The following is a 24,296-nucleotide window of genomic DNA, read 5'->3' on the forward strand; positions in this document are numbered from 1 at the left end:
TTCCCCTCAGCGATAGGTCACGGCGCGCACGGCCTCGATCACGTCGGCGACCGTGGGCAGAGCGAGCTTTTCGAGATTGGCGGCATAAGGCATGGGGACATCCTTACCGGTCACGCGCAGGACCGGGGCGTCGAGATAATCAAACGCATCGGCCATCAGGCGGGCGGAAATCTCGGCGCCGACGCCGGACTGGGCCCAGCCCTCCTCGATGGTCACGCAGCGGCCGGTCTTCTTCACCGACTCGATGATGGTCGCGGTGTCCATGGGGCGAATGGTGCGCAGGTCGATGACTTCCGCCTCGATCCCCTGCTTGGCCAGTTCCTCGGCCGCCTTCAGCGCATAGGTCATGCCGATGGACCAGGCCACCAGGGTCACGTCCTTGCCGACGCGGGCAATGCGCGCCTTGCCGATGGGAAGCACGTAATCGTCCAGCTTCGGCACCTCGAAGGAGTGGCCGTAGAGGATTTCGTTTTCCAGGAAGATGATGGGGTTGGGATCGCGGATCGCCGCCTTCAGCAGGCCCTTGGCATCGGCGGCGCTATAGGGCGCGATCACCTTGAGGCCGGGAATATGGCTGTACCAGGAGGTGTAGTCCTGGCTGTGCTGGGCGGCGACGCGCGCGGCCGCGCCGTTCGGGCCGCGGAACACGATCGAGCAATGCACCTGCCCGCCGGACATGTAGAGCGTCTTGGCGGCGGAATTGATGATCTGGTCGATCGCCTGCATGGCGAAATTGAAGGTCATGAATTCCACGATGGGCTTCAGGCCCGCCATGGCGGCGCCGACGCCCATGCCGGCGAAGCCATGCTCGGTGATGGGGGTGTCCACCACGCGCTTGGCGCCGAATTCCTGAAGCAACCCTTGCGTGATCTTGTAGGCGCCCTGATATTCGGCGACTTCCTCGCCCATCACGAACACGTCCGCGTCGCGGCGCATTTCCTCGGCCATGGCGTCGCGCAGGGCCTCGCGCACGGTCATGGTGACCATCTCGGTGCCGGGCGGCACTTCCGGATCCGGCTGGCTCTTCACCTGGGGCGGATTGGCGACGGCGGAGGGCACGGCCGCCTGCGGGGCAGGCGCGGCGGCGGCAACCGGAGACGGCGAAGGGGCGACCGGCGCGCTCTCGGCCGCCTTCTGGGCCGGGGCCGGCGCGGCATTGGCGTCTTCGCCTTCGCCCAGGATCGAGGCGATGGGCGTATTCACGGCCACGTCCTGCGTGCCTTCCGGCACCAGGATCTTGCCGAGGATGCCCTCGTCCACCGCTTCCACTTCCATGGTGGCCTTGTCGGTCTCGATCTCGGCGATCACGTCGCCGGACTTGACGCTGTCACCCTCTTTCTTGAGCCATTTGGTGAGATTGCCCTTCTCCATGGTGGGGGAAAGGGCCGGCATGAGGATATCGATGGGCATGGCTTCTGCTCAGCTCTTGCTCGACGCGGGCTCGCTCACGCTCGCCGGGGCGGGCGGGGCGGGACGCTGTCTCGTGAGATTGGTGTAGGCGGAGGCCGCGGCGGCCGCGACCATGAGGGAGGCGATGAACAGGATGAGGGCCTTGCCGACCCGCCGGGCATGATCGCCCGCCGCGCCTTCGCGCAAACGGGCGGAGAAGGGCCAGAGCACCAGCAGCGCCTGCCGGCCGGCGCTCACCGCGCCCGAGGCGGCCTCGGCCCTCATCCCTTCGCGGATCGCGAGGCCCCAGCTCGCGGCTGCACCCGCGAGCGAGGCCAGAAGGAGAATGAGGGCCGGGATCGCCATGGCCGCCGCCTTAGCGCAGGATGTCCGTGTACAGCTCGGAAGGATCGGGCTCGGGATCATTGGTCGCGAAGTCCGCGGCCGCATTGACGATCTCGCGGATCTCGCCGTCGATCGCCTTCAGTTCGTCCTCGCTCACGAGGCCGTTCTCCAGCAGGCGCGCCCGCACCTGCTCGATGGGGTCGTGCTCGGTCCGCATCTTCTGCACCTCCTCCTTCGACCGGTATTTCGCCGGGTCGGACATGGAGTGGCCGCGATAGCGGTAGGTCTGCATTTCCAGGATGTAGGGGCCCTTGCCGTCGCGGGCGAAGCCGAGCGCCCGTTCGGCCGCGGCCTTCACCGCCCGCACGTCCATGCCGTCCACCTGCTCGCCGGGGATGTTGAAGGAGGTGCCGCGCTTGGAGAAATCGGTCTGGGCCGAGGCACGATTGACCGACGTGCCCATGGCATACTTGTTGTTCTCGATCACATACACGGCCGGCAGCTTCCACAGCTCGGCCATGTTGAAGCTTTCATAGACCTGGCCCTGGTTGGCCGCGCCGTCGCCGAAATAGACCACCGAGACCGAGCCATTGTCGCGATAATGGTTGGCGAAGGCGAGGCCGGTGCCGAGCGAGACCTGGGCGCCGACGATGCCGTGGCCGCCGAAAAACTGCTTCTCGATGCTGAACATGTGCATCGAGCCGCCCTTGCCCTTGGAATAGCCGCCCCGCCGGCCGGTGAGCTCGGCCATGACGCCCTTGGCTTCCATGCCGGTGGACAGCATGTGGCCGTGGTCGCGATAGCCGGTGATCACCTGATCACCCTTCTTCATGGCCATCTGCATGCCGACCACCACGGCTTCCTGGCCGATATAGAGGTGGCAGAAGCCGCCGATCAGGCCCATGCCGTACATCTGGCCGGCCTTTTCCTCGAAGCGGCGGATCAGGAGCATCTCGCGATAGGCGTGAAGTTCCTGTTCCTTGCTGAAGTCCGGTATCGCGCCGGGCGCGGCTTCGGTGCGGGCGACTGCCTTTTTTACGGCCATCTCATCCTCGGGACACGCTGGAACCGAGGAGTCTCTAGCGCACCTGCGACCCGTCTCAAAGCGCGATTTGCGTCGTGCTGCACCGCAACACGTTGCAAACGCTTGACTCTGTTGAGTTGAACTGGATTTCAGTTAATTGATGTCATGAACTTATAATCAGTTCATTATCTGGGTTTTAGCAGCACCAGGTCCTTCGCATTGACGAAATCCAGCTGCCGCCGCCCCTCTTCGTCCAGCAGGTCCGGATCCAGCCGCGACGCCTGGAGGAGGGAGACCTTGTTCTCGATCGCGCGCCGCTGGGCCTTCAGCGCCGCCAGCTCGCCCTCGAGCTGCGCCATCTCCACCTGGAAGTTGCGCTTCGCCATCAGCCCATGCTGGCCGTTATAGGCATGGTACGCAAAATAGCCGATGACACCCCCGGAGAGGGCATAGAGCAGCAAAACGAACAGGAAGGAGCGCAGGCGCGAGCGTGTTTGCATGCCGCCATCCTGCCCCATCGCGGTTGCCGGCTGGTTAAGAGTTGGAGAATGGGTTTGCAGGTGCCGGCGGCAACCGGTCGCTCGTGCCCCCTCCCCACCCCCCCCGCAAGCGGGAGAGGGAGCCCCCGGCGCTTCGCACAGAACATCCCTTCCGTTCCGCCGCAATCCCCTCTCCCGCTTGCGCGGGAGGGATAGGGAGGGGGAATGGAGCGAGGGCGTGAGGGGGAATTCGGGAGAGCCAGGAGGGCGCCGGCCTTCCGAAAACGCAAAAAGGCGGGGCGCTGCCGCCCCGCCTTCCGCTATCCCAAAAGCCCCGGTCGAAAGCTCAGGCGAGCGCCTTCAGCGCGGCCTTGCCGGCGTATTTCGCCGCATCGCCCAGTTCCTGCTCGATGCGCAGCAGCTGGTTGTACTTGGCGATACGATCCGAGCGCGAGAGCGAGCCGGTCTTGATCTGCCCGCAGTTTGTTGCCACGGCGAGATCGGCGATGGTGGAATCCTCGGTCTCGCCGGAACGGTGGGACATCACCGCGCGATAGCCCGCCTTGTGGGCCATTTCCACCGTCTCCAGCGTCTCGGTGAGGGAGCCGATCTGGTTCACCTTCACCAGGATGGCGTTGCCGGTGGCTTCCTTGATGCCGCGGGACAGGCGCGTGACATTGGTGACGAACAGATCGTCGCCCACCAGCTGGCACTTGGAGCCGATCGTGTCGGTGAGCAGCTTCCAGCCCGCCCAATCATCCTCGGACATGCCGTCCTCGATGGTGACGATGGGATAGCGCGACACGAGGTCCGCCAGATACTTCACCTGGGTTTCGATATCGCGGACCTGCTTCTCGCCTTCATAATGATAGGCGCCGTCCTTGAAGAATTCGGTGGCGGCGCAGTCGAGGCCGAGCAGCACGTCCTCGCCCGGCCGGTAGCCGGCCTTCTCGATCGCCTTCATGATGAAGGACAGCGCATCGTCCGCGCTCAGCAGGTTCGGGGCGAAACCGCCCTCGTCGCCCACATTGGTGTTGTGGCCGGCATCCTTCAGGCCCTTCTTCAGGGTCTGGAAGATTTCCGAGCCGATCCGCAGCGCATCGGCGAAGGTGGGCGCGCCCGCCGGCAGGATCATGAATTCCTGGAAGTCGATGGGATTGTCGGCATGGGCGCCGCCATTGACGATGTTCATCATGGGCACCGGCAGTGTGCGGGCGTTCACGCCGCCGACATAGCGGTAGAGCGGCAGATTGTTGGAGATCGCGGCCGCCTTGGCCACCGCCAGCGACACGCCGAGAATGGCATTGGCGCCGAGGCGGGCCTTGTTGGGCGTGCCGTCGAGGGCGATCAGGGTGGCGTCGAGCTTGGCCTGGTCCTCGGCATCGAAGCCGCCGACCGCGTCGAAGATCTCGCCGTTCACCGCATCCACGGCCTTGAGCACGCCCTTGCCGCCGTAGCGGGACGTGTCGCCGTCGCGCAGTTCCACCGCCTCATGGGCGCCGGTGGAGGCGCCGGAGGGAACGGCCGCGCGGCCGAGGGAGCCGTCTTCCAGCACCACGTCCACTTCCACCGTGGGATTGCCGCGGCTGTCCAGGATTTCGCGGCCGATGATATCGACGATGGCGGTCATTGGATGTCCCTCCCTTTGGTCCTGGAGCCGAGATGTCCAGGCGCGCCCGATGTCGCGGCCGCTTCTAGCGCGAACCCGCGCGGCTGCGAAGGGGCGATGGGAGCGGCACCTTGCCCGTTTTCGGCTAATGTCCTGTTCCAGACTGCGATGGGACCGCCTCTTTTGCCGAACAAGGACTTGTCATGACTGCCGCCGACCTCCAGCTCGGTCGCGAGACCGCCCTGCCCGCCTCGCCCGAAACGGCGGTGCTGGATCGCGTGCCCAATCCGCACCCGGACGCGGATTATGTGGCGCGGTTCACCTGCCCCGAATTCACCTCGCTGTGCCCGGTCACGGGGCAGCCCGACTTCGCGCATATCGTCATCGACTATGTGCCGGACCAGTTCCTGGTGGAGTCCAAGTCGCTGAAGCTCTATCTCGCCAGCTTCCGCAACCATGGCGCCTTCCACGAGGATTGCACCATCGCCATCGGCAAGCGCCTCGTGGCGCTGCTGGCGCCGCGGTTTCTACGAATCGCGGGCTATTGGTATCCGAGGGGGGGCATACCCATCGATGTTTTCTGGCAGACTGGGGTTCTGCCGACGGGCGCCTGGCTGCCGGACACGGGAGTTGCGCCTTATCGCGGAAGGGGATGACCATGCCCAACCTGGTGATCACCAATGGGGATGCGGCGGTCGAGCGCCTGAAGGCCGGCGGCATTGCCGGCCATTTCCTGCCCTGGCGGGACATGCTCCACGACGGCCCGGTTCCCGCCGACGCGTCTCTCGCCATCGTCGCCGACGCGCGCGCGGCGTTTCTGGCCCAGTCGCTCGGGCTGGAGTTCGATTCCGTCCGCGCCGATTTCGCCGAGCGCGACGGGCAATTGGAAATCCACATCGCCTTCAATTGCGTGGACCTGTGGTTCGAGCACGACCTCTACGACCAGCTCCAGCTCATCCAATTGCTCAATTATTTCGCCCGCGAGCCGGAGCGCCTCGGGCTGCGGCTGATCCAGGCCGACCATTATCTCGGCCTCATGGACGAAACCCAGGTGCACGACCTGGCGCGGCGGGCCTGCGGGGTCAGCGCCGTGCAGCTGGAGGCGGCGAGCGATGCCTGGGAGGCGTTCACGGCGCCGACCCCGCGCGCCCTCGCCCGCTTCGTGAAACAGCAGATCCCGGCCCTGCCGTTCCTGGTGCCGGCGCTGCGGCGGGCGCTCGCGGAACTGCCCGCGCCGCGCACCGGACTTTCGCTGACCGAGGAACGCATCCTGCGCCAGCTGGCGGACGGCCCGCAGACCGTCGCCCATGTCTATGGCGCTGTGCACAAGATGGACGAGGCGCAATTCCTCGCCGACCTGCCCTTTTTCCTGCGATTGGACGGGCTTGCCTTCGCCCACGAGCCGCTGATCGAGGGGCTGCCGTTCGCTTCCAGCGAGTGCAAACCATTCCAGGCGAGCACGCCGGCGGGTCCGGAGGAGATCACCTATCGCACCTTCGCCTCCGCCGAGATCACCATAACCGAGGCCGGGCTGGCGGCGCTGAAGGGCGCGTTCGACCATGCCTGCCAGAATGCCATCGACCGCTGGCTGGGCGGAACCCGCCTCCAGCCCGGCGCCATGTGGCGGTATGATCGCAATGCGGAACGACTGATCGACCCCAATTAAGGGGAGGCGCAGCCGCCCCGCCGGCCGATGCGCGCCAAAAATGTTTCACGTGAAACAATGGCTTAGGCTAGACGAACAGCGGATTAAAGGGTCATCTCCGCGCTTCTCGGGCCGACCAAACTGCGAATTCGGACGAATCTCATTCGATGAATTTCGGCAAGAGCCCGAACCCTTCGGCAAAGCGTTCCCGCGCCGCCGGGATGGCGTGTTCCCCTTCGCCGGTCGCCACGCCGGTCCGGTCATGGCCGGGCGCGTCCCGGCCATCCGCGCCGGGCCGGGGCGGGCCGGGGCGGGCCTGGAAACGCAGGCACCAAAGGTGCTGCGTGGAGGCACGGGACGGGCCCGTGCAGGAGGATGGCTCCCGCACGGGCCGCAGGCCGGGACAGCCGATCCGCCCTTACGCCGGCGTCAGCAGCTTGAGACCGACGATGCCGGCGGCGATCAGGCCGATGCAGCCGAGGCGCAGGGCGCCGGCGGGCTCGTTCAGCACGAAGATGCCGATCAGCACGGTGCCGACGAGGCCGATGCCGGTCCACACCGCATAGGCCGTGCCGAGCGGAAGATCGCGCAGGGCAAGGCCGAGAAGGCCGATGCTGGCGGTGAAGGTGACCGCCGTGAACAGGGTCGGCCACAGGCGGGTGAAGCCTTCCGCATGCTTCAGCCCGTAGGCCCACCCAATTTCCGCAATCCCGGCCAGAGCCAGGTAAACCCAGGACATGAGACGCTCCGGTACAAGCGGGGTCGTCCCCACCGATCACCCGAAAGGGGCAAGGTCGTCCCGCCCCCGGTGCATTTCATCGTCTCTCTGAAACGGTGAAATGCACCCACAGCTTGTTTTGGCGCATTATCTTCACGCGAACCGGTTCGGCTTCGCTCGAAAATGCTCCAGCGCGCCTCCACGGCACACCAATTGAGAATATTATTTTCTCAATAAGAATATTCTAGCGCCGAGTTTCGCCAGTTCAAGCGGCTCCGGCCGGGCGCTCCACCACCAAAGCGGCGCCGAGCGCGCGCGACGGCTTCACGACCACGATCCCCTCGATGGCCTCTTCCACCATGCCGCGCGCCTGGAGCGAGCGGCGCAGGCTGGCGGCGCCGGGGGAATCGAACCGGATGGCGGCGAGGCGCAGGCCCTCCCCGGCGGGGGCGGGCACGCCATAGCGCTGGGTGAAATTGGCCCGGGTCATCAGGTCGATCTCGCCGCGCGGCGTCTGCGCCACATACCAGTCGTCGCTGGCGCGGCGCGGGGTCACGCCGGTCAGCGTGTCGAGGAAGCTCACATGGTCCACGAGGCTTTCCGACACCAGCACCACGCCGGACACGCCGGTGACGCCGTTGGCGTGACGCTGGAGATCGGGCGACCAGAAATTCTCAGGCCGACGCTGGGTGCAGGTGAAGAAACCCACGTCGGGCGCCAGCGGATCGACGGCGAAGGCGAGCGAGAAGCCCACTTCCACGTCGTTGCCGTCCGGCCGCCGCGCGAGGCGGGAGAAATCGAAGAGATCGAACCCGCCGACGCCGGCGGCATCGAATGTCGCCTTCTCGGCGACGGGATCGGTGCCTTCCAGCGCCAGCATGGAGAGGCCCTCGCCATTGCGGGCGAGAAAATCGCGATTGAAGGCGCCGAAGGAAAACTGCTCCGCCGTGCCGGCGGGGATCTTCTCCGGCTCGGAGATTTCCAGCAGTTCGATGAAGAAGCCGGGCATCTGCACGATGCGGTTCTGGGTGCCCCAGGGATGGCGGTTGCGCGGGCTCACGGTGAAGCCGAGCAGGTCATAGACCTCCCCCGCCGCATCGAGGTCGCGCACCACATGGACGACGTGATCGAGACCTCTGCGCATGGGGAAATTCCTTATACCCGTGGGACGCCGACGCTAGACCAGCCGGCTTTGCTCCATCGCCGCGCCCACGAAGGACGCGAACAAGGGATGCGGCTCGAACGGCCGCGATTTCAGCTCCGGATGGAATTGTACGCCGATGAACCAGGGATGGTCGGCATATTCCACGATTTCCGGCAGCAGTCCGTCCGGCGACATGCCGGAGAAGCGAAGGCCGTGCTGTTCCAGCCGGTCCTTATAGGCGGTGTTCACTTCGTAACGATGACGATGCCGCTCATGGATGTCGGTCTCGCCATAGATGCCGGACACGCGGCTGCCGGGATTGAGCACCGCGTGATAGGCGCCGAGCCGCATGGTGCCGCCGAGGTCGCCCGCCGCCGAACGGCGCTCCAGCTCATTGCCCTTGAGCCATTCGGTGAGCAGGCCCACCACCGGCTCGCTGGTCTCGCCGAATTCGGTGGAATTGGCGTTCTGCACGCCGGCGAGATTGCGGGCCGCCTCGATCACCGCCATCTGCATGCCGAAGCAGATGCCGAAATAGGGCACCTTGCGTTCGCGGGCGAACTGCGCGGCGCGGATCTTTCCTTCCGCCCCGCGCTGGCCGAAGCCGCCGGGCACCAGGATGCCGTGCACATGCTCCAGGAACGGCACGGGGTCTTCGTGCTCGAAGGTCTCGCTCTCGATCCAGTCGAGATTGACCTTCACCTTGTTGGCGATGCCGCCATGGGCCAAGGCTTCGATGAGCGACTTATAGGCATCCTTCAGGCCGGTATATTTGCCGACCACGGCGATGGTCACTTCGCCTTCCGGATTGCGGACGCGGTTCTCGATGGTGGACCAGCGCTTGAGGTTCGGCGCCGGCGCGGGATCGATGCCGAACGCGGCCAGCACTTCCGTATCCAGCCCTTCGGCGTGATAGGCGGCGGGCACGGCGTAGATATTGTCCACGTCCCGCGCCTCGATCACCGCGCTTTCCCGCACGTTGCAGAACAGCGAGAGCTTGCGCCGTTCCTCGCGCGGGATCGCGCGGTCGGTGCGGCACAAAAGGATGTCGGGCTGGATGCCGATGGAGCGCAGCTCCTTCACCGAATGCTGGGTCGGCTTGGTCTTCAGTTCCCCGGCCGAGGGAATGAAGGGCATCAGGGTGAGATGAATGAAGATGGCATGGCCGCGCGGCAGCTCGTTCTTGAGCTGGCGGGTCGCCTCGAAGAAGGGCAGGCCCTCGATGTCGCCCACGGTTCCGCCCACCTCGATGAGCACGAAATCGTAGCCCTCGTTGCCCTCCAGGACGAAGTCCTTGATGGCATTGGTGACGTGCGGGATCACCTGGACGGTGGCGCCGAGATAGTCGCCGCGCCGCTCCTTGGTGATGATGTCCTGGTAGATGCGGCCGGTGGTGACATTGTCCCGCTTGGTGGCGGGGCGGCCGGTGAAGCGCTCGTAATGGCCGAGGTCGAGGTCGGTCTCGGCCCCGTCGTCGGTCACGAACACTTCGCCATGCTGATACGGGCTCATGGTGCCCGGATCGACGTTCAGATAGGGGTCCAGCTTGCGCAGCCGGACCGTATAGCCGCGCGCCTGAAGAAGCGCGCCCAAGGCTGCGGAAGCGAGGCCCTTGCCCAGCGAGGACACGACGCCGCCGGTGATGAAGATGTAGCGCGCCATGGGCTTAAACTCTAATCCGCGCAAACGCGATTCGGCGAGAGCAATGCCGTACGGGCATCGCCTCGCCTGTGGAGAACCTCATATCGCGGCGCGACCGCCGCGATACACGATCACTGAGACTTCGGAACCTGCGGGCCGCTCGGCGCCGCGGGGGCCTCCGGGGCAGGTGCGGGCGCAGCCTGGCCAGCCGGCGCCTGCTGGCGGAGCTGATCGAGAATCGTGCCGCCGCTCTGGGGAACCGCGGGTCCGCTCGGGGCGGCCGGGTTCAGCAGCGCCGGCGGGGTGCGGCCCCAGCCGGCCAGAATGGTCAGCGAAATGGAGGTGATGAAGAAAATGCCGGCAAGGATCGCGGTGACGCGCGTCAGCAGGTTGGCGCTTCCGCGCGCGGTGAAGAAACCGCCGCCGGAGCCGCCGCCCCCGCCGCCAATGCCCAGGCCGCCGCCCTCGGAACGCTGGATCAGCACCACGCCGATCAGCGCGAGCACCACCATCAGATGAATGACGATCAAAACAGTCTGCATGGAATCCACGTCTTCGCGCCGGCGTCGGCCAGAAGGCTCGGCAACCGCGCACAGGTCCGGAAAAAGTCAGTCGGGCGCGTTCCTACACGATCGCGCCGGGCAATGAAAGAGTGCCTGATTTCGCAGCACCTCCCCGCGCCCCGCATGGCATGCCCGCCTCATGCCAGCGCGAAGCCGACCACCGAGGCAAAGGCGATGATCCATACCGCCCCGCTGACGCTGCGGGCACGGCCGGCGATGACGTTCACCACCGCATAGGTGACGAAGCCGATGCCGATGCCGGAGGCGATGGAGAAGCTGAACACGGTGCCGAGGGCGGTCGCCGCGGCCGGCAGCGATTCGCAGGCATCGTCGAAATCCAGCTCGCGCAGCGCCGAGACCATGAGGCACGCCACGAACACCATGGCCGGCGCCGTGGCGAAGGCCGGCACCGCCATGGCGAGCGGCGCCAGCAGCAGGCAGGCGAGGAACAGCGCCGCCGTCGCCACCGAGGCCAGGCCGGTCCGCCCGCCGGCCTGGATGCCGGCGGCGCTCTCGATATAGGACGTGGTGGTGCTGGTGCCGAGCACCGCGCCGAGGATCGCGCCGCCGCTGTCCGCCAGCAGCACTTCGCGCAGGCGCGGCACGGTGCCGTCCGCGCGCATCAGCCCGGCGCGGAACGTGGTGGCGATCAGCGTGCCCATGTTGTCGAGCACATCCACCAGGAAGAAGGTGAACACCACGCTCAGCGCCCCGAGCCGCAGGGCGCCCGCCACGTCCATCTGCAGAAAGGTGGGCGCCAGCGAGGGTGGCAGGGCCGCGACGCCGTCGAATTTCGTCAGGCCCAGCGGCACGCCGAGCAGGGTCGTGACCGCGATGCCGATGAGGATCGCCCCCGGCACCTTGCGGGCGGCGAGGCCCGCCATCAGCAGGAAGCCCACCGCCGACAGCAGCGTCGTGGTGCGGTTCAATTCGCCGAGGCCGATCATGGTCGCGGGCTTGGCCACCACCAGCCCCATGCCCTGGAATCCCAGCAGGCCGAGGAACAGGCCGATGCCGGCGGCGATCCCGAGCTTCAGCGACAGGGGAATGGAATTGATCAGCCATTCGCGCACATGCAGCACGCTGATGGCGAGGAACAGCAGGCCCGAGAGGAACACCGCGCCCAGCGCCACCTGCCAGGGGATCTGCATGCCCAGCACGACGGTGAAGGCGAAATAGGCGTTGAGCCCCATGCCGGGGGCGAGCGCGATGGGATAATTCGCCAGCAGCGCCATCGCCAGCGTGCCGAGCGCCGCGGCAAGGCAGGTGGCGGTGAAGGCGGCGCCATGGTCGATCCCGGCGGCGGCCAGGATCTGCGGATTGACCACGATGATATAGCTCATGGTCAGGAAGGTGGTGGCCCCGGCCATCAGCTCGGTGGCCGGCCGCGTCCCGTTTTCCGTGAGATGAAACAGCCGCTCCAGCATGCCGCCGGTCCCCGTTCGCGCCCGTTGGAAAGCTAGCAGGAAGTCGCCTCCCCGCCAGCCCTTCGCAGGTGCGAACGGTGTTTTTTGCAGCCCGCCCCCTCCCCCGCCCGCTGCGCGGTCGACCTCTCCCCCGCGGGGAGAGGTGGGGGACAGGGGTAGGAAACAGACTCCCTCCCTCGGCCCGGGCCGAATCCCCTCTGCCCGGCGGGGAGAGGGTTAGGGTGAGGGGGCCGCCCGCCGATGACGCGGACGCGCCTCACTGAGCGGTTGCGGACAGCACATATGTGCGGCCTGCCCCCTCACCCGCCCGCTGCGCGGTCGACCTCTCCCCCGCGGGGAGAGGAGGGGGACAGAGGGGTAAGAAACAGACCGCTTCTTCGGCCCGGGCCGAATCCCCTTTCCTCGCCGGGGAGAGGGTTAGGGTGAGGGGGCCGCCCGCCGATGACGCGGACGCGCCTCGCTGAGCGGTTGCGGACAGCACATATGTGCGGCCTGCCCCCTCACCCGCCCGCTAGGCGGTCGACCTCTCCCCGTCGGGGAGAGGTGGGGGACAGGGGTAGGAAACAGACCGCTTTCTCTGTCCGGGCCGAATCCCCTCTCCCCGCCGGGGAGAGGGTTAGGGTGAGGGGTGAGCGTGCGCCGCCTAATGGGCCAGCACCGCCAGCAGCAGCAAGGCGACGATGTTGGTGATCTTGATCATGGGATTCACGGCCGGTCCCGCCGTGTCCTTATAGGGATCGCCCACCGTGTCGCCGGTGACGGAGGCCTTGTGCGCCTCCGAGCCCTTGTAGTGGCGCACGCCGTCCTTATCGACGAAGCCGTCCTCGAAAGACTTCTTCGCATTGTCCCAGGCGCCGCCGCCGGAGGTCATGGAGATGGCGACGAACAGGCCGGTGACGATCACCCCGAGCAGCATGGCCCCCACCGCCGAGAAGGCGGCGGACTTGCCCGCCACCCCGCCGCCCGCCACCAGATAGATGAGGAAATAGCAGACGATGGGCGAGAGCACCGGCAGCAGCGAGGGAATGACCATCTCCTTGATGGCGGCTTTCGTGAGCAGGTCCACGGCGCGGGAATAATCCGGCTTCTCGGCATAGGTCATGATGCCGGGATGCTCGCGGAACTGGCGCCGCACCTCTTCCACGATGGCGCCGGCCGCGCGGCCCACCGCCGTCATGCCCATGGCGGCGAACAGGAACGGCAGCAGGCCGCCGAACAGCAGGCCCACCACCACATAGGGATTTTCCAGCGAGAAGTTCGGCGTGACCCCGGCGAAATAGGACCCGGGAGCGGCCGTGCTGGTGAAGAACTTCAAATCCTGGCTATAGGCCGCGAACAGCACCAGCGCGCCGAGGCCGGCGGAGCCGATGGCATAGCCCTTGGTGACCGCCTTGGTGGTGTTGCCCACCGCGTCCAGCGCGTCGGTGGAATGGCGCACCTCCGGGGGAAGGCCGGCCATTTCCGCGATGCCGCCGGCATTGTCCGTCACCGGGCCGAAGGCATCGAGGGCCACCACCATGCCCGCGAGCGCCAGCATGGTGGTGGCGGCGATCGCGATGCCGAACAGGCCGGCGAGCCCATAGGCCACCAGGATGCCGGCGATGATCACCAAAGTCGGCAGCGCCGTGGATTCCAGCGAGATGGCCAGACCCTGGATGATGTTCGTGCCGTGCCCCGTCACCGAGGCCTGGGCGATGGACACGACCGGGCGATAGCCGGTGCCGGTGTAATATTCGGTGATGACGACGATGGCGCCGGTCACCACCAGCCCGGTCACGCCGGCCAGGAACAGGCTGGTGCCGGTGATGGCGCTGCCGGAGATCGGCCCGAAGCCCGCCAGCACCCAGGTGACGAAGGCGAGGGCGAACACCGAGAGCCCGGCGCTCGCGCCGAAGCCCTTGTAGAGCGCCCCCATGATCGAGGAGGTGGGCCCGAGCCGCACGAAGAAGGTGCCGGCAATCGAGGTGATGATGCACGCGCCGCCGATGGCGAGCGGATAGAGCAGCATGGATTCCAGCGCCGGCGTATTGGCGAAGAAGATCGCCGCCAGCACCATGGTCGCGACCACCGTCACCACATAGGTCTCGAACAGGTCTGCGGCCATGCCGGCGCAATCGCCGACATTGTCGCCCACGTTGTCGGCGATGGTCGCGGGGTTGCGCGGATCATCCTCCGGGATGCCGGCTTCCACCTTGCCCACCAGATCGCCGCCCACGTCCGCGCCCTTGGTGAAGATGCCGCCGCCGAGCCGCGCGAAGATGGAGATCAGCGAGGCGCCGAAGCCGAGCGCCACCAGCGCGTCCACCACCGTGCGGCTGCCCGGCGCCATGCCGAGGCCCTTGGTGAGCACGGCGAAATAGACCGTCACCCCCAGCAGGGCGAGGCCGGCCACCAGCAGGCCGGTGACGGCGCCCGCCTTGAAGGCGAGGTCGAGCCCGCCGGCGAGCGATTTCGTCGCCGCCTGGGCGGTGCGCACATTGGCGCGGACCGAGACGTTCATGCCGATGAAGCCGGCCAGGGCCGAGAGAATCGCGCCCACGGCGAAACCGACCGCCACCAGCCAGCCGAGCAAAAATCCAACCGCAATGAAAATGACGACGCCGACGATCCCGATGGTCGTGTACTGGCGCTTGAGATAGGCCTGCGCGCCCTCCGCGATGGCGGCCGCGATTTCCTGCATCCGCGCATTGCCCGGATCGGCCGACATGACCGCGCGCCCGGCCCAGACTCCGTAGCCGACGGCCAGCAGGCCGCAGGCGATGATCACCACCAATGCCAACATGAATCCACCCCTACGTTTCCACCCGGATGTTCTTGTCTTATGGGGGGAGTGTGAGGGGTGCGCCGGAAAGTCGCAATCGTCTCTTTGCGGGTTTCGCGGGGGCGGCGTGCGCCCCGCCCCGCCGGGCGGCGAAAAGCGGCCGCGCCGTCAGAGCTTGCTGCGATGGAACAGCGGGCGCGGCAAATTGCGCACGATGGCCATGATGCCGGACCAGAACCAGGGCGTGTAGAGCACGGCGCCGCGCTTGGCGATGGCGGCCTCGATCTCGCCCGCCACCTTCTCCGGCGTCGCCCACAGCGGCCCGCCCTGGGGCAGATGGGCGGTCATCTTGGTGGCGACGAAGCCGGGGCGCACGTCCAGCACCGCGACATTGGCCTTGAACAGGCGATGGCGCAGGCCTTCCAGGAATTTTTGCAGCCCGCCCTTGGCGGCGCCATAGAGATAATTGCTCTGCCGCCCCCGGTCGCCGGCCACCGAAGTGATCACAGCGAGGGTGCCCGCCTTCGCCGCCTCGAAGCGCGCGGCGAGCGCGTCGGCGAGCAAAGCCGGGCTGACGAAATTCAGCGCGAGCGCCGCCTCCCCTTCCGCAGCGTCGGCGGAAACGCGGGCCTGGTCGGGCAGCGAACCATAGGCGATGAGCGCCACGTCCAGCCCGCCGAGCGCGGTCCAGGCATTTTCGGCCACCGTTGAAAGTGCTGCGGTGCGGGCGAAATCGGCCTCTTGCACCTCCACCTGCGGCGCCCCGCGCACCGAGAGGTCCGCCGCCAAGCGGTCGAGCGCGGCGCGGTCGCGGCCCACCAGCACGAGGCGCTGGCGCGCCTCGGCGCAGCGGCGGGCGAAGGCGACGGCGATATCGGAGGTGGCGCCGAAGATGGCGACGCGGCGTGCGGTCAAGGTCATGTCTGGGCCTCCGCCGGGTGAATGCCGACGCGGCGCGAGAACGCCGAGGACATTGCGGGATCGAGGAAATGCCGGAACGCGGAGAGGGCCGGATAGCCCTTCGCATAGGTCGCGGCCGACATGGAGAAATCCTTAGCGGGATAGATGCGCCCGCGCGCTTCGACCACGATGTCCTCCAGCCGCCGCAGCAGGCGCAGCGTGCCGTCCCCGAGATTGGGAAAGTCCAGCGCCAGCGTCACGCCGGGCATAGGGAAGGACATGAGGCCGGGCGAACCGACGCTGCCGAAGCGCTTCAGCACCACCAGCATGGAGCCCTGCCCCGCCTCCGCGATGGCGCGCAGCAGATCGGCCGTGCCGTCGCGCGCCGCCTGGGGCGGGATCACCGCCTGGAACTGGTAGAAGCCGCGCGGGCCATAGAGCTTGTTCCACTGGCCGATGGCGTCCAGCGGGAAGAAGGTCTTCTCGTAAGAGGCGATCTGCGTCTTGCGGCCCGAGGGGCCGAGCTTGCGCCAATAGGCGGCGTTGAAGGCGCGCAGCGAAAGGGCGTTCACCGCCGAAATGGGCGGGGCGACGGGCACCGCGATCCGGGTGTCCCGCGACGGCGGCGGCGCGCCGACGCCCGGCGCATGGCGCGCCCGCACATAGATGCCGCGCCCGAGCTGCGCCCCGCCGGCGAGGCAATCCACCCAGGCGGCGGTATATTCCCAGGCCTCGGCGCTTTCCGCATCCAGGGCGAAGAAATCGTCGAGATGGCCGAAGCGGATCTCCTCGCTCTCCAGCGCCAGCCCGCTCACCTTGCGCAGGCGCAGGGTCGCGGAGAGGATCAGCCCGGTCAGGCCGAGCCCGCCGATGGTGGCACTGAACAGGCCGGGATGTTCGGTGCGCGAGCAGATGAGGCGGCTGCCGTCGCTGCGTGCCAGCTCCAGGCTTTCCACATGATTGCCGAAGCTGCCGCAGGCATGGTCGTTCTTGCCGTGCACGTCGTTGGCGATGGCCCCGCCGACGCTGACGAAGCGCGTGCCCGGCACCACCGGCAGCATCCAGCCCGAGCCGTCCGGCAGCGGGCGGGAGATGACCGCGAAAATATCTGCGAGCCGCACCCCGGCCTCGCACGTGAGCAGGCCGGTATCGGAATCGAACGCCATGAAGCAGTCGAGATGCCGGGTATCCACCAGCAGCCCGCCGGGATTGAGCGCCACATCCCCATAAGAGCGCCCGCAGCCATAGGCGATGGCCGGCGCGGCAGGCGGCCCCTGGAGAAAGCGCGCGGCACGGTTCGGATCGAGCGGGCGCACCACCTCGCTCTCGGCGCGCAGCACGCCGCCCCAGGAGCGATAGGCGCGTCGGACCGGCTCCATCAGGATGCCGCCCACAAGGTGAGCAAGGCCAGGACCCCGAGCAGGAGCGAGAAGCGATCCTTCAGCGCGAACACCACCGGGTCCTCGCTCATGCGCCCGTGCACGGTGAGATGCCACACCCGCAGCACCCAGATCAGCACCAGCGGCATCAGCGCCCACAGCATGCCGGGATGCCGGTAGATGTCGCTCGGATACTGCTCGTTGATCAGATAGATCATGAAGATGACGATGGCGGAAAAGCTCGACGCCACGCCCGCCGCCAGCAGCAGCGGCAGATCGCGCATCGTATAGCCGCGCGAAACCACGGCGGTGCCCCCCGCCTGCACCACCCGGTTCAGCTCCGCATAGCGCTTCACCATGGCGAGGCCCAGGAAGATCAGCATGGAGAAGGTGAGCAGCCAGGGCGAAACCGGCTGCGGCGCCAGCAGGCTGCCGGCGAGCACGCGCAAGGTGAACAGCCCCGCCAGCACGAACACGTCGATGATCGGCTGGCGCTTGAGGATCAGCGAATAGGTCAGCGTGACCCCCGCATAGGCCGCGAGCGCCGCCGCGGCGGCGATCGGCAGCGCCAGCGAGATCAGCCCCGACAGCGCGAACAGGGCGATGGCCGCGAACGCGCCGTCGCGCGGGGGAATGGCGCCGGCGGCGAACGGGCGGTGGCGCTTGCGCGGATGCTGCCGGTCGGAGGGCAGATCCAGCAGGTCGTTGACGATATAGGTCGCCGAGGCGAGGATGCCCATGGCGAAGAACAGCAGGACCGCGTTCATCGCCAGCACGGGCGTCGCATGGCTGAAGCCGAGGATGGGCGCGACGAACACCAGCGCGTTCTTCGCCCAATGCTGGATGCGCAGCGCCTTCGCCCAGGTGCGCGCGCCGGCGCGCTTCACCGCAAACGCCTGCTCGATGGCCTTGCCTGCCGGCAGCAGGGGCTTGAGGCGCTCCACCTTTCCCACCAGGACCACCGATTGCGCGGCGGCGAAAATGGGGGCGTCCACCGGGCTGTCGCCGGCATAGACGAACTGTTCCCCCAGCATCTGCCGGATCGCCGCCAGCTTGCGCGTGCCGGAGAGATTGATCCCATTCTGCGAGCCGCGCGCGAGATCGAACAGGCCGAGATGGGCGGCGACCGCATCGGCGATGGATTGATCGGCGGCGGTGACCAGGGCGAGCCGGCGGCCGGCGCGCTTCTGCGCCTTCAGATAATTCAGCAGGTCGGTGTTGTAGGGCAGCAAGGCGGGATCGAAATCGGTGCGGTCGGCGACCGCGCGCTTGAATGCGGCCTTGCCTTCGCCCAGCCGGGCCGCGAGATCGACGACATCTTGCAGCCCCGTCTTCACATAGGCGAGACACCCCTCGTGCAGGGTATCGGAGAAGGTCAGGGTGCCGTCGAGATCCACCGCCAGGGGCGGGAGGGACGCTTGTTCTGTCGCGGCCAGACCTTGCACCTGCTCACAGCCTCCGAAGACACGCCGAAGGCGTCCGGTGCGACGTCCCGGCCGCGCGAACATCTGTCCGCGCCACGCGATGCGGCCCTGGCTTATTGCATTTGCCCTGCGCAGGCGCAACCCGAGCCGGCTTCGCGCGCGCCCGCCGCCGGGGTCGGCGCTTGCGGCGGAGGCCGATAAAAAAGGCCCCGGACGTGTCCGGGGCCTCGCGATCGTGACCGGCCGGAGCGGCTCAGTTCTTGGTCTTGTCCACCAGGGCCTTGGCCTTGATCCAGGGCATCATGGCGCGCAGCTTCTCGCCGACTTCCTCGATCTGGTGGGCATTGGCCTTGGCGCGGGTGGCCTTGAACGAGGTCTGGCTGACCTTGTTCTCCAGCATCCAGTCGCGGGTGAACTTGCCGCCCTGGATGTCGGCCAGGACGCGCTTCATCTCGGCCTTGGTCTCGGGCGTGATGATGCGCGGGCCGGTGACGTATTCGCCATATTCGGCGGTGTTCGAGATGGAATAGTTCATGTTCGCGATGCCGCCCTCATAGATGAGGTCGACGATCAGCTTTACTTCGTGCAGGCACTCGAAATAGGCCATCTCGGGGGCGTACCCCGCCTCGACCAGGGTCTCGAAGCCGGCGCGGATCAGCTCCACGAGGCCGCCGCACAGCACCACCTGCTCGCCGAACAGGTCGGTCTCGCACTCTTCCTTGAAGGTGGTCTCGATGATGCCCGCGCGGCCGCCGCCGATGGCGCTGGCATAGCTGAGGCCGAGATCATGGGCATTGCCCGAGGAATCCTGGGCGATGGCGATCAGGGTCGGCACGCCGCCGCCGCGCTGATATTCCGAGCGCACGGTGTGGCCGGGGCCCTTGGGGGCGATCATCAGCACGTCGAGATCCTTGCGGGCCTCGATCAGGTTGAAATGGATGTTGAGGCCGTGGGCGAACAGCAGCGCCGCGCCGGTCTTCATGTTGTCCTGCAGGCTTTCCTTGTAGATGTCGGCCTGGAGCTCGTCGGGGGTGAGCATCATCACCACGTCGGCCCATTTGGCGGCCTCGGCGGGGGACATCACCTTGAAGCCCTCGGCCTCGGCCTTCTTGGCGGTGGCGGAACCGGGGCGCAGCGCGACCACGACGTCCTTGACGCCGCTGTCACGCATGTTCAGCGCATGGGCGTGGCCCTGGCTGCCATAGCCGACGACGGCAACCTTCTTCCCCTTGATGAGGTTCAGGTCGGCGTCACGATCATAATAAACGCGCATCATTCTCTCCTGTTGGGCGTTTCTTGGATTGTTCGTTACTCAAGGAAGGCGGGACCCACCATCGAGACGGGCCGGAATGGACGAAGGGCCGGCGCGACCTGGCTTGCGGCGGCGCGCAGACCCCTCACACCATTCGACGGCTTTCTTTTCGGCCCTCAGGTATCCCAGCCCCTCGCATCAGCGCAAGCGCAGCCTCGCATGGCCGCGCGCCCAGCCCTGCGGCGGGCGCGCCGCCTCACATGGCCTCCGGGCCGCGGGAAATGGCGACGATGCCGGTGCGCGACACCTCGACCAGGCCGAGCGGCGTCATCAGCACCGCGAACTGGTCGATCTTGTCGGACTTGCCGGTGATCTCGAACACGAAGCTCTCGGTGGTGGCGTCGATCACGCGGGCGCGGAAGGCTTCGGCGATGCGCAGCGCCTCGCTGCGGGCGTCGCCGGTGCCGCGCACCTTCACCATGGCCAGCTCGCGCTCGATGGAGGTGGCCTCCACGGTGAGGTCGCGCACCCGGTGCACCGGCACGAGGCGGTCCAGCTGGTTGCGGATCTGCTCGATCACCATGGGCGTGCCGGTGGTGACGATGGTGATGCGCGAGAGATGGCCCTCGTGGCTCACCTCGGACACGGTCAGGCTGTCGATATTATAGCCGCGGCCGGAGAACAGGCCGATCACGCGGGCGAGAACGCCCGGCTCATTGTCCACCAGGACGGAGAGCGTGTGGCGTTCGATGCGTTCGGGAGGATGGGACATTTGGGTGTCTCTGATCAGGCGAGTCCCTCTCCCGCTTGCGGGGGAGGGTCAGGAAGGGGCCCGGCCAAAGGCCGGAAAAGGCGGGATGGGATGAGGGTGCGTCTGCCCCCTCCCCAGCCCTCCCCCGCACGCGGGAGAGGGCGTTACGGCGCGGTGGACCGAAGCCCTCACACCAGCATCTTGCCCTCGTCGGTGATGGCGTCGTCGAGATCCACCGCCATGTCGCCGAGGATCATCTCGTTATGGGCGCGGCCCGACGGGATCATGGGGAAGCAGTTTTCCTGCTGGTCCACGATGCAGTCGAAGATCACCGGCCGCCTGATGTCGATCATCTCGGCGATCGCCGCATCCAGATCGGCCGGCTTGTCGCAGCGGATGCCGACGCCGCCATAGGCTTCCGCCAGCTTCACGAAGTCCGGCAGGGCTTCCGAGTAGGAATGGGCGTAGCGCCCGCCGTGCAGCAGCTCCTGCCACTGGCGCACCATGCCCATGTAGCGGTTGTTCAGGATGAAGATCTTCACCGGCAGCTCGAACTGCACCGCGGTCGAAAGCTCCTGCATGTTCATCAGGATCGAGGCTTCGCCCGCGATGTCCACGCACAGCGCGCCGGGATGGGCGATCTGCGCGCCGATGGCGGCGGGCAGGCCGTAGCCCATGGTGCCGAGGCCGCCGGAGGTCATCCAGCGGTTCGGCTCCTCGAAGCGGAAGAATTGCGCCGCCCACATCTGGTGCTGGCCCACCTCGGTGGAGATGTAGACGTCCTTGTCCTTGGTGGCCGCATAGAGGCGCTCGATGGCGTATTGCGGCTTGATGATGTCCGTGCCCTGGCGATAGGCGAGGCTGTTGCGCCCGCGCCAGCGGTCGATCTGCTTCCACCACAGGTCCAGCGCGTCGCGGTCGAGCTGCTTGTCCTTCGCCCGCCATTCGGCCACCAGCGCCTCGAGCACCTTGGTGCAGTCGCCGACGATGGGCAGGTCCACCTTGACGTTCTTGTTGATGGAGGACGGGTCGATGTCGATGTGGATCTTCTTGGAATTGGGCGCGAACGCGTCCAGGCGCCCGGTGATGCGGTCGTCGAAGCGCGCGCCGATGCACACCATCACGTCGCAGCCGTGCATGGCCATGTTGGCTTCATAAGTGCCGTGCATGCCCAGCATGCCGAGCCATTGGCCGCTCGCCGCCGGAAAGGCGCCGAGGCCCATCAAAGTGGAGGTGACCGGCACGCCCGTGAGGCGCGCCAGCTCGCGCAGCGCGCGGCTCGCCTGGGGCCCAGAATTGATCACGCCGCCGCCGGTATAGAAGATCGGCCGCTTGGCGCCGGCGATCATCTCCACCGCCGCGGCGATCTTGTCGGCATCGCCCACCAGCTTGGGACGATAGGTCTTATGCTGGATGTTCTCGCGGCCCACATAGGTGCCGGTGGCGAACTGCACGTCCTTGGGGATGTCGACCACCACCGGGCCGGGCCGCCCGTTCTGCGCCACATAGAAGGCTTCGTGCAGCACGCGCGCGAGGTCGTTCACGTCGCGGACGAGATAATTGTGCTTGGTGCAGGGGCGCGTGATGCCGACCGTGTCGCATTCCTGGAACGCGTCATTGCCGATCAGATGGGTCGGCACCTGGCCGGTGATGCAGACGATGGGGATCGAATCCATCAGCGCGTCGGTGAGGCCGGTGACCGCATTGGTGGCGCCGGGGCCGGAGGTGACGAGCACCACGCCCACCTTGCCGGACGAGCGGGCATAGCCCTCGGCGGAATGCACCGCCGCCTGTTCGTGGCGCACCAGGATGTGCTCCACCTTGTTCTGCTGGAACAGCGCATCATAGATCGGCAGCACGGCCCCGCCGGGATAGCCGAACAGATGGTCGACACCCTGGTCGGCCAGCGCCTGCATGACCATTTCGGCGCCCGTCATTTCCCTGCTCATCTCATCCACTCCTCTGCGCCGGTCCCCAAGGGGCATGCGCGCACGTCTATTCTTCATCCGCCCGCCGGCCGCCGGACACCCGATCCGAACGGCGGCCCAGAAACGACGAAGGGGCCCGAAGGCCCCTCGTCACGCGCCACCAGACCCCGAAGCAGCGTTCAAGCAGCTCCGCCGGTGGCGCTCCTGCCTACAAGAATGGTAACGATCTTGCGCATGACTGCACATTGCCTTCCAAAAGTTGCGCGAACCTACCCGCGCACGAAATCTCCGTCAAGGCGCCCTGCCACTTTTTTGTGACGCGCGCGCAAGGAAGCGCCATTGTCCGCGCTTCGCCCCGATATTGCCCAATCTTTCGTGGCAATATAAGGGGGAAAAGCTGGATCAGCAGCCGCTGCGGAAGACCTCATGCTCTTGAACACCAAATGCGCGCGCCTGTCGGCGATCACCTTCGCCCTGTTCCTGACCGGGGCCGGCGCAGCGCTGGCGGATTGCCAGACCGACTTCAACACCCTGCGCCAGGAGATGGAAGAGAAGGGCCAGGCGCTCCAGGCCGCCGGCAAGCGCAAGGCGCCGCCGCAGGAATTGTGCGGCCTGTTCCGCACCTATACGGCGGTGGAAGGCAAGCTCGCCAAGTATCTCGCCGACAACAAGGACTGGTGCCAGATCCCCGATCAGGCCGTGAACTCCGCCAAGGCCAACAACACCAAGACCGCCGCCTTGCGCGACAAGATCTGCGCGGCCGCGGCCTCCGGCGCCACCGGCGGCGAAGCGGGCGGCGGCAAGCCCCCGCCGCAGGGCTCCATCTCCAGCGCGCTGGGCGTCACCACCGGCTACGTGCCCGGCCAGAACTCAAAGGGCGGCGGCGTCTTCGATACTTTGAACGGCAACGCCCTCGGCAAGTGAGGGCCGCCCGATGACCAGCTGGGGGGGAGACGGGGCGGTCGCGCCGGTCGCCGATGCGCCTGCGAACAATTGGGTGGACCGCTACGCCCCGGGGCCGATCCGCCCCTATCTGCGCCTCGCGCGCGCCGACCGTCCCATCGGCAGCTGGCTGCTGGTGCTGCCGTGCTGGTGGTCGACCGCGCTCGCCGCCATCGCGGCCGGGCAGCCCTATCCCGATCCCGTGCTCCTGCTGCTGTTCGCCATCGGCTCCGTGGCCATGCGCGGCGCCGGCTGCACCTGGAACGATATTCTCGACCGGGACATCGACCGCAAGGTCGCGCGGACCCGCAATCGTCCGCTCGCTTCCGGGCAGATCGGCCTGCCCGCCGCGTTCGCCTTCCTCATCTTCCAATGCCTCATCGGCTTCGCGGTGCTGCTCTCCCTGCCGCGCTTCGCCGTCATCACGGGCATCGCCTCGCTCGGCGTGGTGGCCATCTATCCGTTGATGAAGCGCATCACCTCCGTGCCCCAGCTCGCCCTCGGAATCGCCTTTTCCTGGGGCGCGCTGATGGGCTGGGCGAGCGTGTTCCGCAGCATCGACGACCCGGCGCTGCTGCTGTTCGCCGGCTCGGTGTGCTGGGTGTTCGGCTACGACACCATCTATGCCCATCAGGACCGGGAGGACGACGCCATCGTCGGCGTGCGCTCCACCGCCCTGCTGTTCGGGCGCCGCAGCTGGATCGCCCTCGCCTTGTCCTACGGCGCAGCGCTGATCCTGTTCGCCATGGCCCTGGTCTCGGCCCAGGCGGGCCTGTTCGCGGCCCTGGGGCTGGCCGCTTTCGCCGGCTATCTCTTCATTCAGGTGAGGCGGCTGGACATCGACGATCCCGACCGCTGCCTCGCTTTGTTCAAATCCAACCGGGATGCCGGCATCGTCCTGTTCATCGGCCTCGCGCTCGATGCCGCGCTCCAGCATGCGGTGGCGATCGGCCTTTTGTGACCGGCGCGCGGCTG

The 24,296-nt window shown here is 67.1% G+C and carries 21 protein-coding genes; 4 read left to right on the plus strand and 17 right to left on the minus strand.

The window, feature by feature from the left end:
* Nucleotides 1-6: 6 nt before the first annotated feature.
* From V5F84_RS15230 to eno, 5 genes are all read right to left on the minus strand, one after another.
* Complete coding sequence (locus V5F84_RS15230) at nucleotides 7-1,410, minus strand: pyruvate dehydrogenase complex E1 component subunit beta (protein ID WP_394043819.1); 1,404 nt, start codon at nucleotides 1,408-1,410, stop codon at nucleotides 7-9.
* A 9-nt stretch (nucleotides 1,411-1,419) separates the two neighbouring features.
* Complete coding sequence (locus tag V5F84_RS15235; RefSeq protein WP_394043821.1) at nucleotides 1,420-1,755, minus strand: hypothetical protein; 336 nt, start codon at nucleotides 1,753-1,755, stop codon at nucleotides 1,420-1,422.
* Between the two features lie 10 nt (nucleotides 1,756-1,765).
* On the minus strand, nucleotides 1,766-2,779 hold the full coding sequence (gene pdhA, locus V5F84_RS15240) for a pyruvate dehydrogenase (acetyl-transferring) E1 component subunit alpha (RefSeq protein ID WP_394043822.1): 1,014 nt from the start codon (nucleotides 2,777-2,779) through the stop codon (nucleotides 1,766-1,768).
* A 164-nt stretch (nucleotides 2,780-2,943) separates the two neighbouring features.
* Nucleotides 2,944-3,258, minus strand: a complete 315-nt coding sequence (locus V5F84_RS15245; RefSeq protein ID WP_394043823.1) for an FtsB family cell division protein — start codon at nucleotides 3,256-3,258, stop codon at nucleotides 2,944-2,946.
* Between the two features lie 325 nt (nucleotides 3,259-3,583).
* On the minus strand, nucleotides 3,584-4,867 hold the full coding sequence (gene eno, locus V5F84_RS15250; RefSeq protein WP_394043824.1) for a phosphopyruvate hydratase: 1,284 nt from the start codon (nucleotides 4,865-4,867) through the stop codon (nucleotides 3,584-3,586).
* A 182-nt stretch (nucleotides 4,868-5,049) separates the two neighbouring features.
* Between eno and queF the strand changes: the two genes are divergently transcribed.
* Nucleotides 5,050-5,502, plus strand: coding sequence for a preQ(1) synthase (gene queF / locus V5F84_RS15255; protein ID WP_394043825.1), 453 nt, complete (start codon nucleotides 5,050-5,052; stop codon nucleotides 5,500-5,502).
* Entirely contained in the window at nucleotides 5,499-6,512 is a 1,014-nt protein-coding gene (locus tag V5F84_RS15260; protein WP_394043826.1) for a hypothetical protein, read from the plus strand. The genes queF and V5F84_RS15260 overlap by 4 nt, the downstream gene beginning before the upstream one ends.
* 397 nt (nucleotides 6,513-6,909) lie before the next feature.
* Here the strand turns inward: V5F84_RS15260 and V5F84_RS15265 are convergent, their stop codons facing one another.
* The 12 genes from V5F84_RS15265 to V5F84_RS15320 all read right to left on the minus strand — a co-directional run bounded on the left by V5F84_RS15265 (nucleotide 6,910) and on the right by V5F84_RS15320 (nucleotide 22,400).
* Nucleotides 6,910-7,230, minus strand: a complete 321-nt coding sequence (locus V5F84_RS15265; protein WP_394043827.1) for a DMT family transporter — start codon at nucleotides 7,228-7,230, stop codon at nucleotides 6,910-6,912.
* Nucleotides 7,231-7,474: 244 nt separating this feature from the next.
* Nucleotides 7,475-8,353: a VOC family protein gene (locus V5F84_RS15270; protein ID WP_394043828.1), complete on the minus strand. Its 879-nt coding sequence runs from the start codon at nucleotides 8,351-8,353 to the stop codon at nucleotides 7,475-7,477.
* A 33-nt stretch (nucleotides 8,354-8,386) separates the two neighbouring features.
* Nucleotides 8,387-10,015 (minus strand): CTP synthase, encoded by a 1,629-nt coding sequence (gene pyrG / locus V5F84_RS15275; protein WP_394043829.1) that lies wholly within the window; start codon nucleotides 10,013-10,015, stop codon nucleotides 8,387-8,389.
* 110 nt (nucleotides 10,016-10,125) lie between these two features.
* Nucleotides 10,126-10,536, minus strand: a complete 411-nt coding sequence (gene secG / locus V5F84_RS15280; protein ID WP_394043830.1) for a preprotein translocase subunit SecG — start codon at nucleotides 10,534-10,536, stop codon at nucleotides 10,126-10,128.
* 158 nt (nucleotides 10,537-10,694) lie between these two features.
* Nucleotides 10,695-11,984, minus strand: coding sequence for an NCS2 family permease (locus tag V5F84_RS15285; RefSeq protein ID WP_394043831.1), 1,290 nt, complete (start codon nucleotides 11,982-11,984; stop codon nucleotides 10,695-10,697).
* 643 nt (nucleotides 11,985-12,627) lie between these two features.
* Complete coding sequence (locus V5F84_RS15290; RefSeq protein WP_394043833.1) at nucleotides 12,628-14,766, minus strand: sodium-translocating pyrophosphatase; 2,139 nt, start codon at nucleotides 14,764-14,766, stop codon at nucleotides 12,628-12,630.
* A gap of 147 nt (nucleotides 14,767-14,913) precedes the next feature.
* Nucleotides 14,914-15,666, minus strand: a complete 753-nt coding sequence (locus V5F84_RS15295) for an SDR family oxidoreductase (RefSeq protein WP_394043834.1) — start codon at nucleotides 15,664-15,666, stop codon at nucleotides 14,914-14,916.
* Nucleotides 15,663-17,024 carry an FAD-binding oxidoreductase gene (locus V5F84_RS15300; RefSeq protein WP_394043835.1) on the minus strand — a complete coding sequence of 454 codons (1,362 nt, stop codon included), beginning with the start codon at nucleotides 17,022-17,024 and terminating at the stop codon, nucleotides 15,663-15,665. Before V5F84_RS15300 ends, V5F84_RS15295 begins: the two co-directional genes overlap by 4 nt.
* Nucleotides 17,024-18,469 (minus strand): UbiA family prenyltransferase, encoded by a 1,446-nt coding sequence (locus V5F84_RS15305; RefSeq protein ID WP_394043836.1) that lies wholly within the window; start codon nucleotides 18,467-18,469, stop codon nucleotides 17,024-17,026. The genes V5F84_RS15300 and V5F84_RS15305 overlap by 1 nt, the downstream gene beginning before the upstream one ends.
* A 232-nt stretch (nucleotides 18,470-18,701) precedes the next feature.
* Nucleotides 18,702-19,721: a ketol-acid reductoisomerase gene (gene ilvC / locus V5F84_RS15310; protein ID WP_394043837.1), complete on the minus strand. Its 1,020-nt coding sequence runs from the start codon at nucleotides 19,719-19,721 to the stop codon at nucleotides 18,702-18,704.
* 235 nt (nucleotides 19,722-19,956) lie between these two features.
* Nucleotides 19,957-20,472: an acetolactate synthase small subunit gene (gene ilvN, locus V5F84_RS15315; protein WP_348844863.1), complete on the minus strand. Its 516-nt coding sequence runs from the start codon at nucleotides 20,470-20,472 to the stop codon at nucleotides 19,957-19,959.
* Between the two features lie 167 nt (nucleotides 20,473-20,639).
* Nucleotides 20,640-22,400, minus strand: a complete 1,761-nt coding sequence (locus V5F84_RS15320; protein WP_394043838.1) for an acetolactate synthase 3 large subunit — start codon at nucleotides 22,398-22,400, stop codon at nucleotides 20,640-20,642.
* Between the two features lie 405 nt (nucleotides 22,401-22,805).
* Here V5F84_RS15320 and V5F84_RS15325 point away from each other — a divergent pair, with 405 nt between their 5' ends.
* Together V5F84_RS15325 and ubiA are read left to right on the plus strand one after the other, a co-directional pair.
* Nucleotides 22,806-23,303 (plus strand): hypothetical protein, encoded by a 498-nt coding sequence (locus V5F84_RS15325; RefSeq protein WP_394043839.1) that lies wholly within the window; start codon nucleotides 22,806-22,808, stop codon nucleotides 23,301-23,303.
* A gap of 10 nt (nucleotides 23,304-23,313) precedes the next feature.
* Nucleotides 23,314-24,282, plus strand: a complete 969-nt coding sequence (gene ubiA, locus V5F84_RS15330) for a 4-hydroxybenzoate octaprenyltransferase (protein ID WP_394043840.1) — start codon at nucleotides 23,314-23,316, stop codon at nucleotides 24,280-24,282.
* The last annotated feature ends 14 nt before the right edge of the window (nucleotides 24,283-24,296 follow it).

The sequence above is a fragment of the Roseixanthobacter liquoris genome, assembly GCF_043195135.2.
GTDB lineage: Bacteria > Pseudomonadota > Alphaproteobacteria > Rhizobiales > Xanthobacteraceae > NCEH01.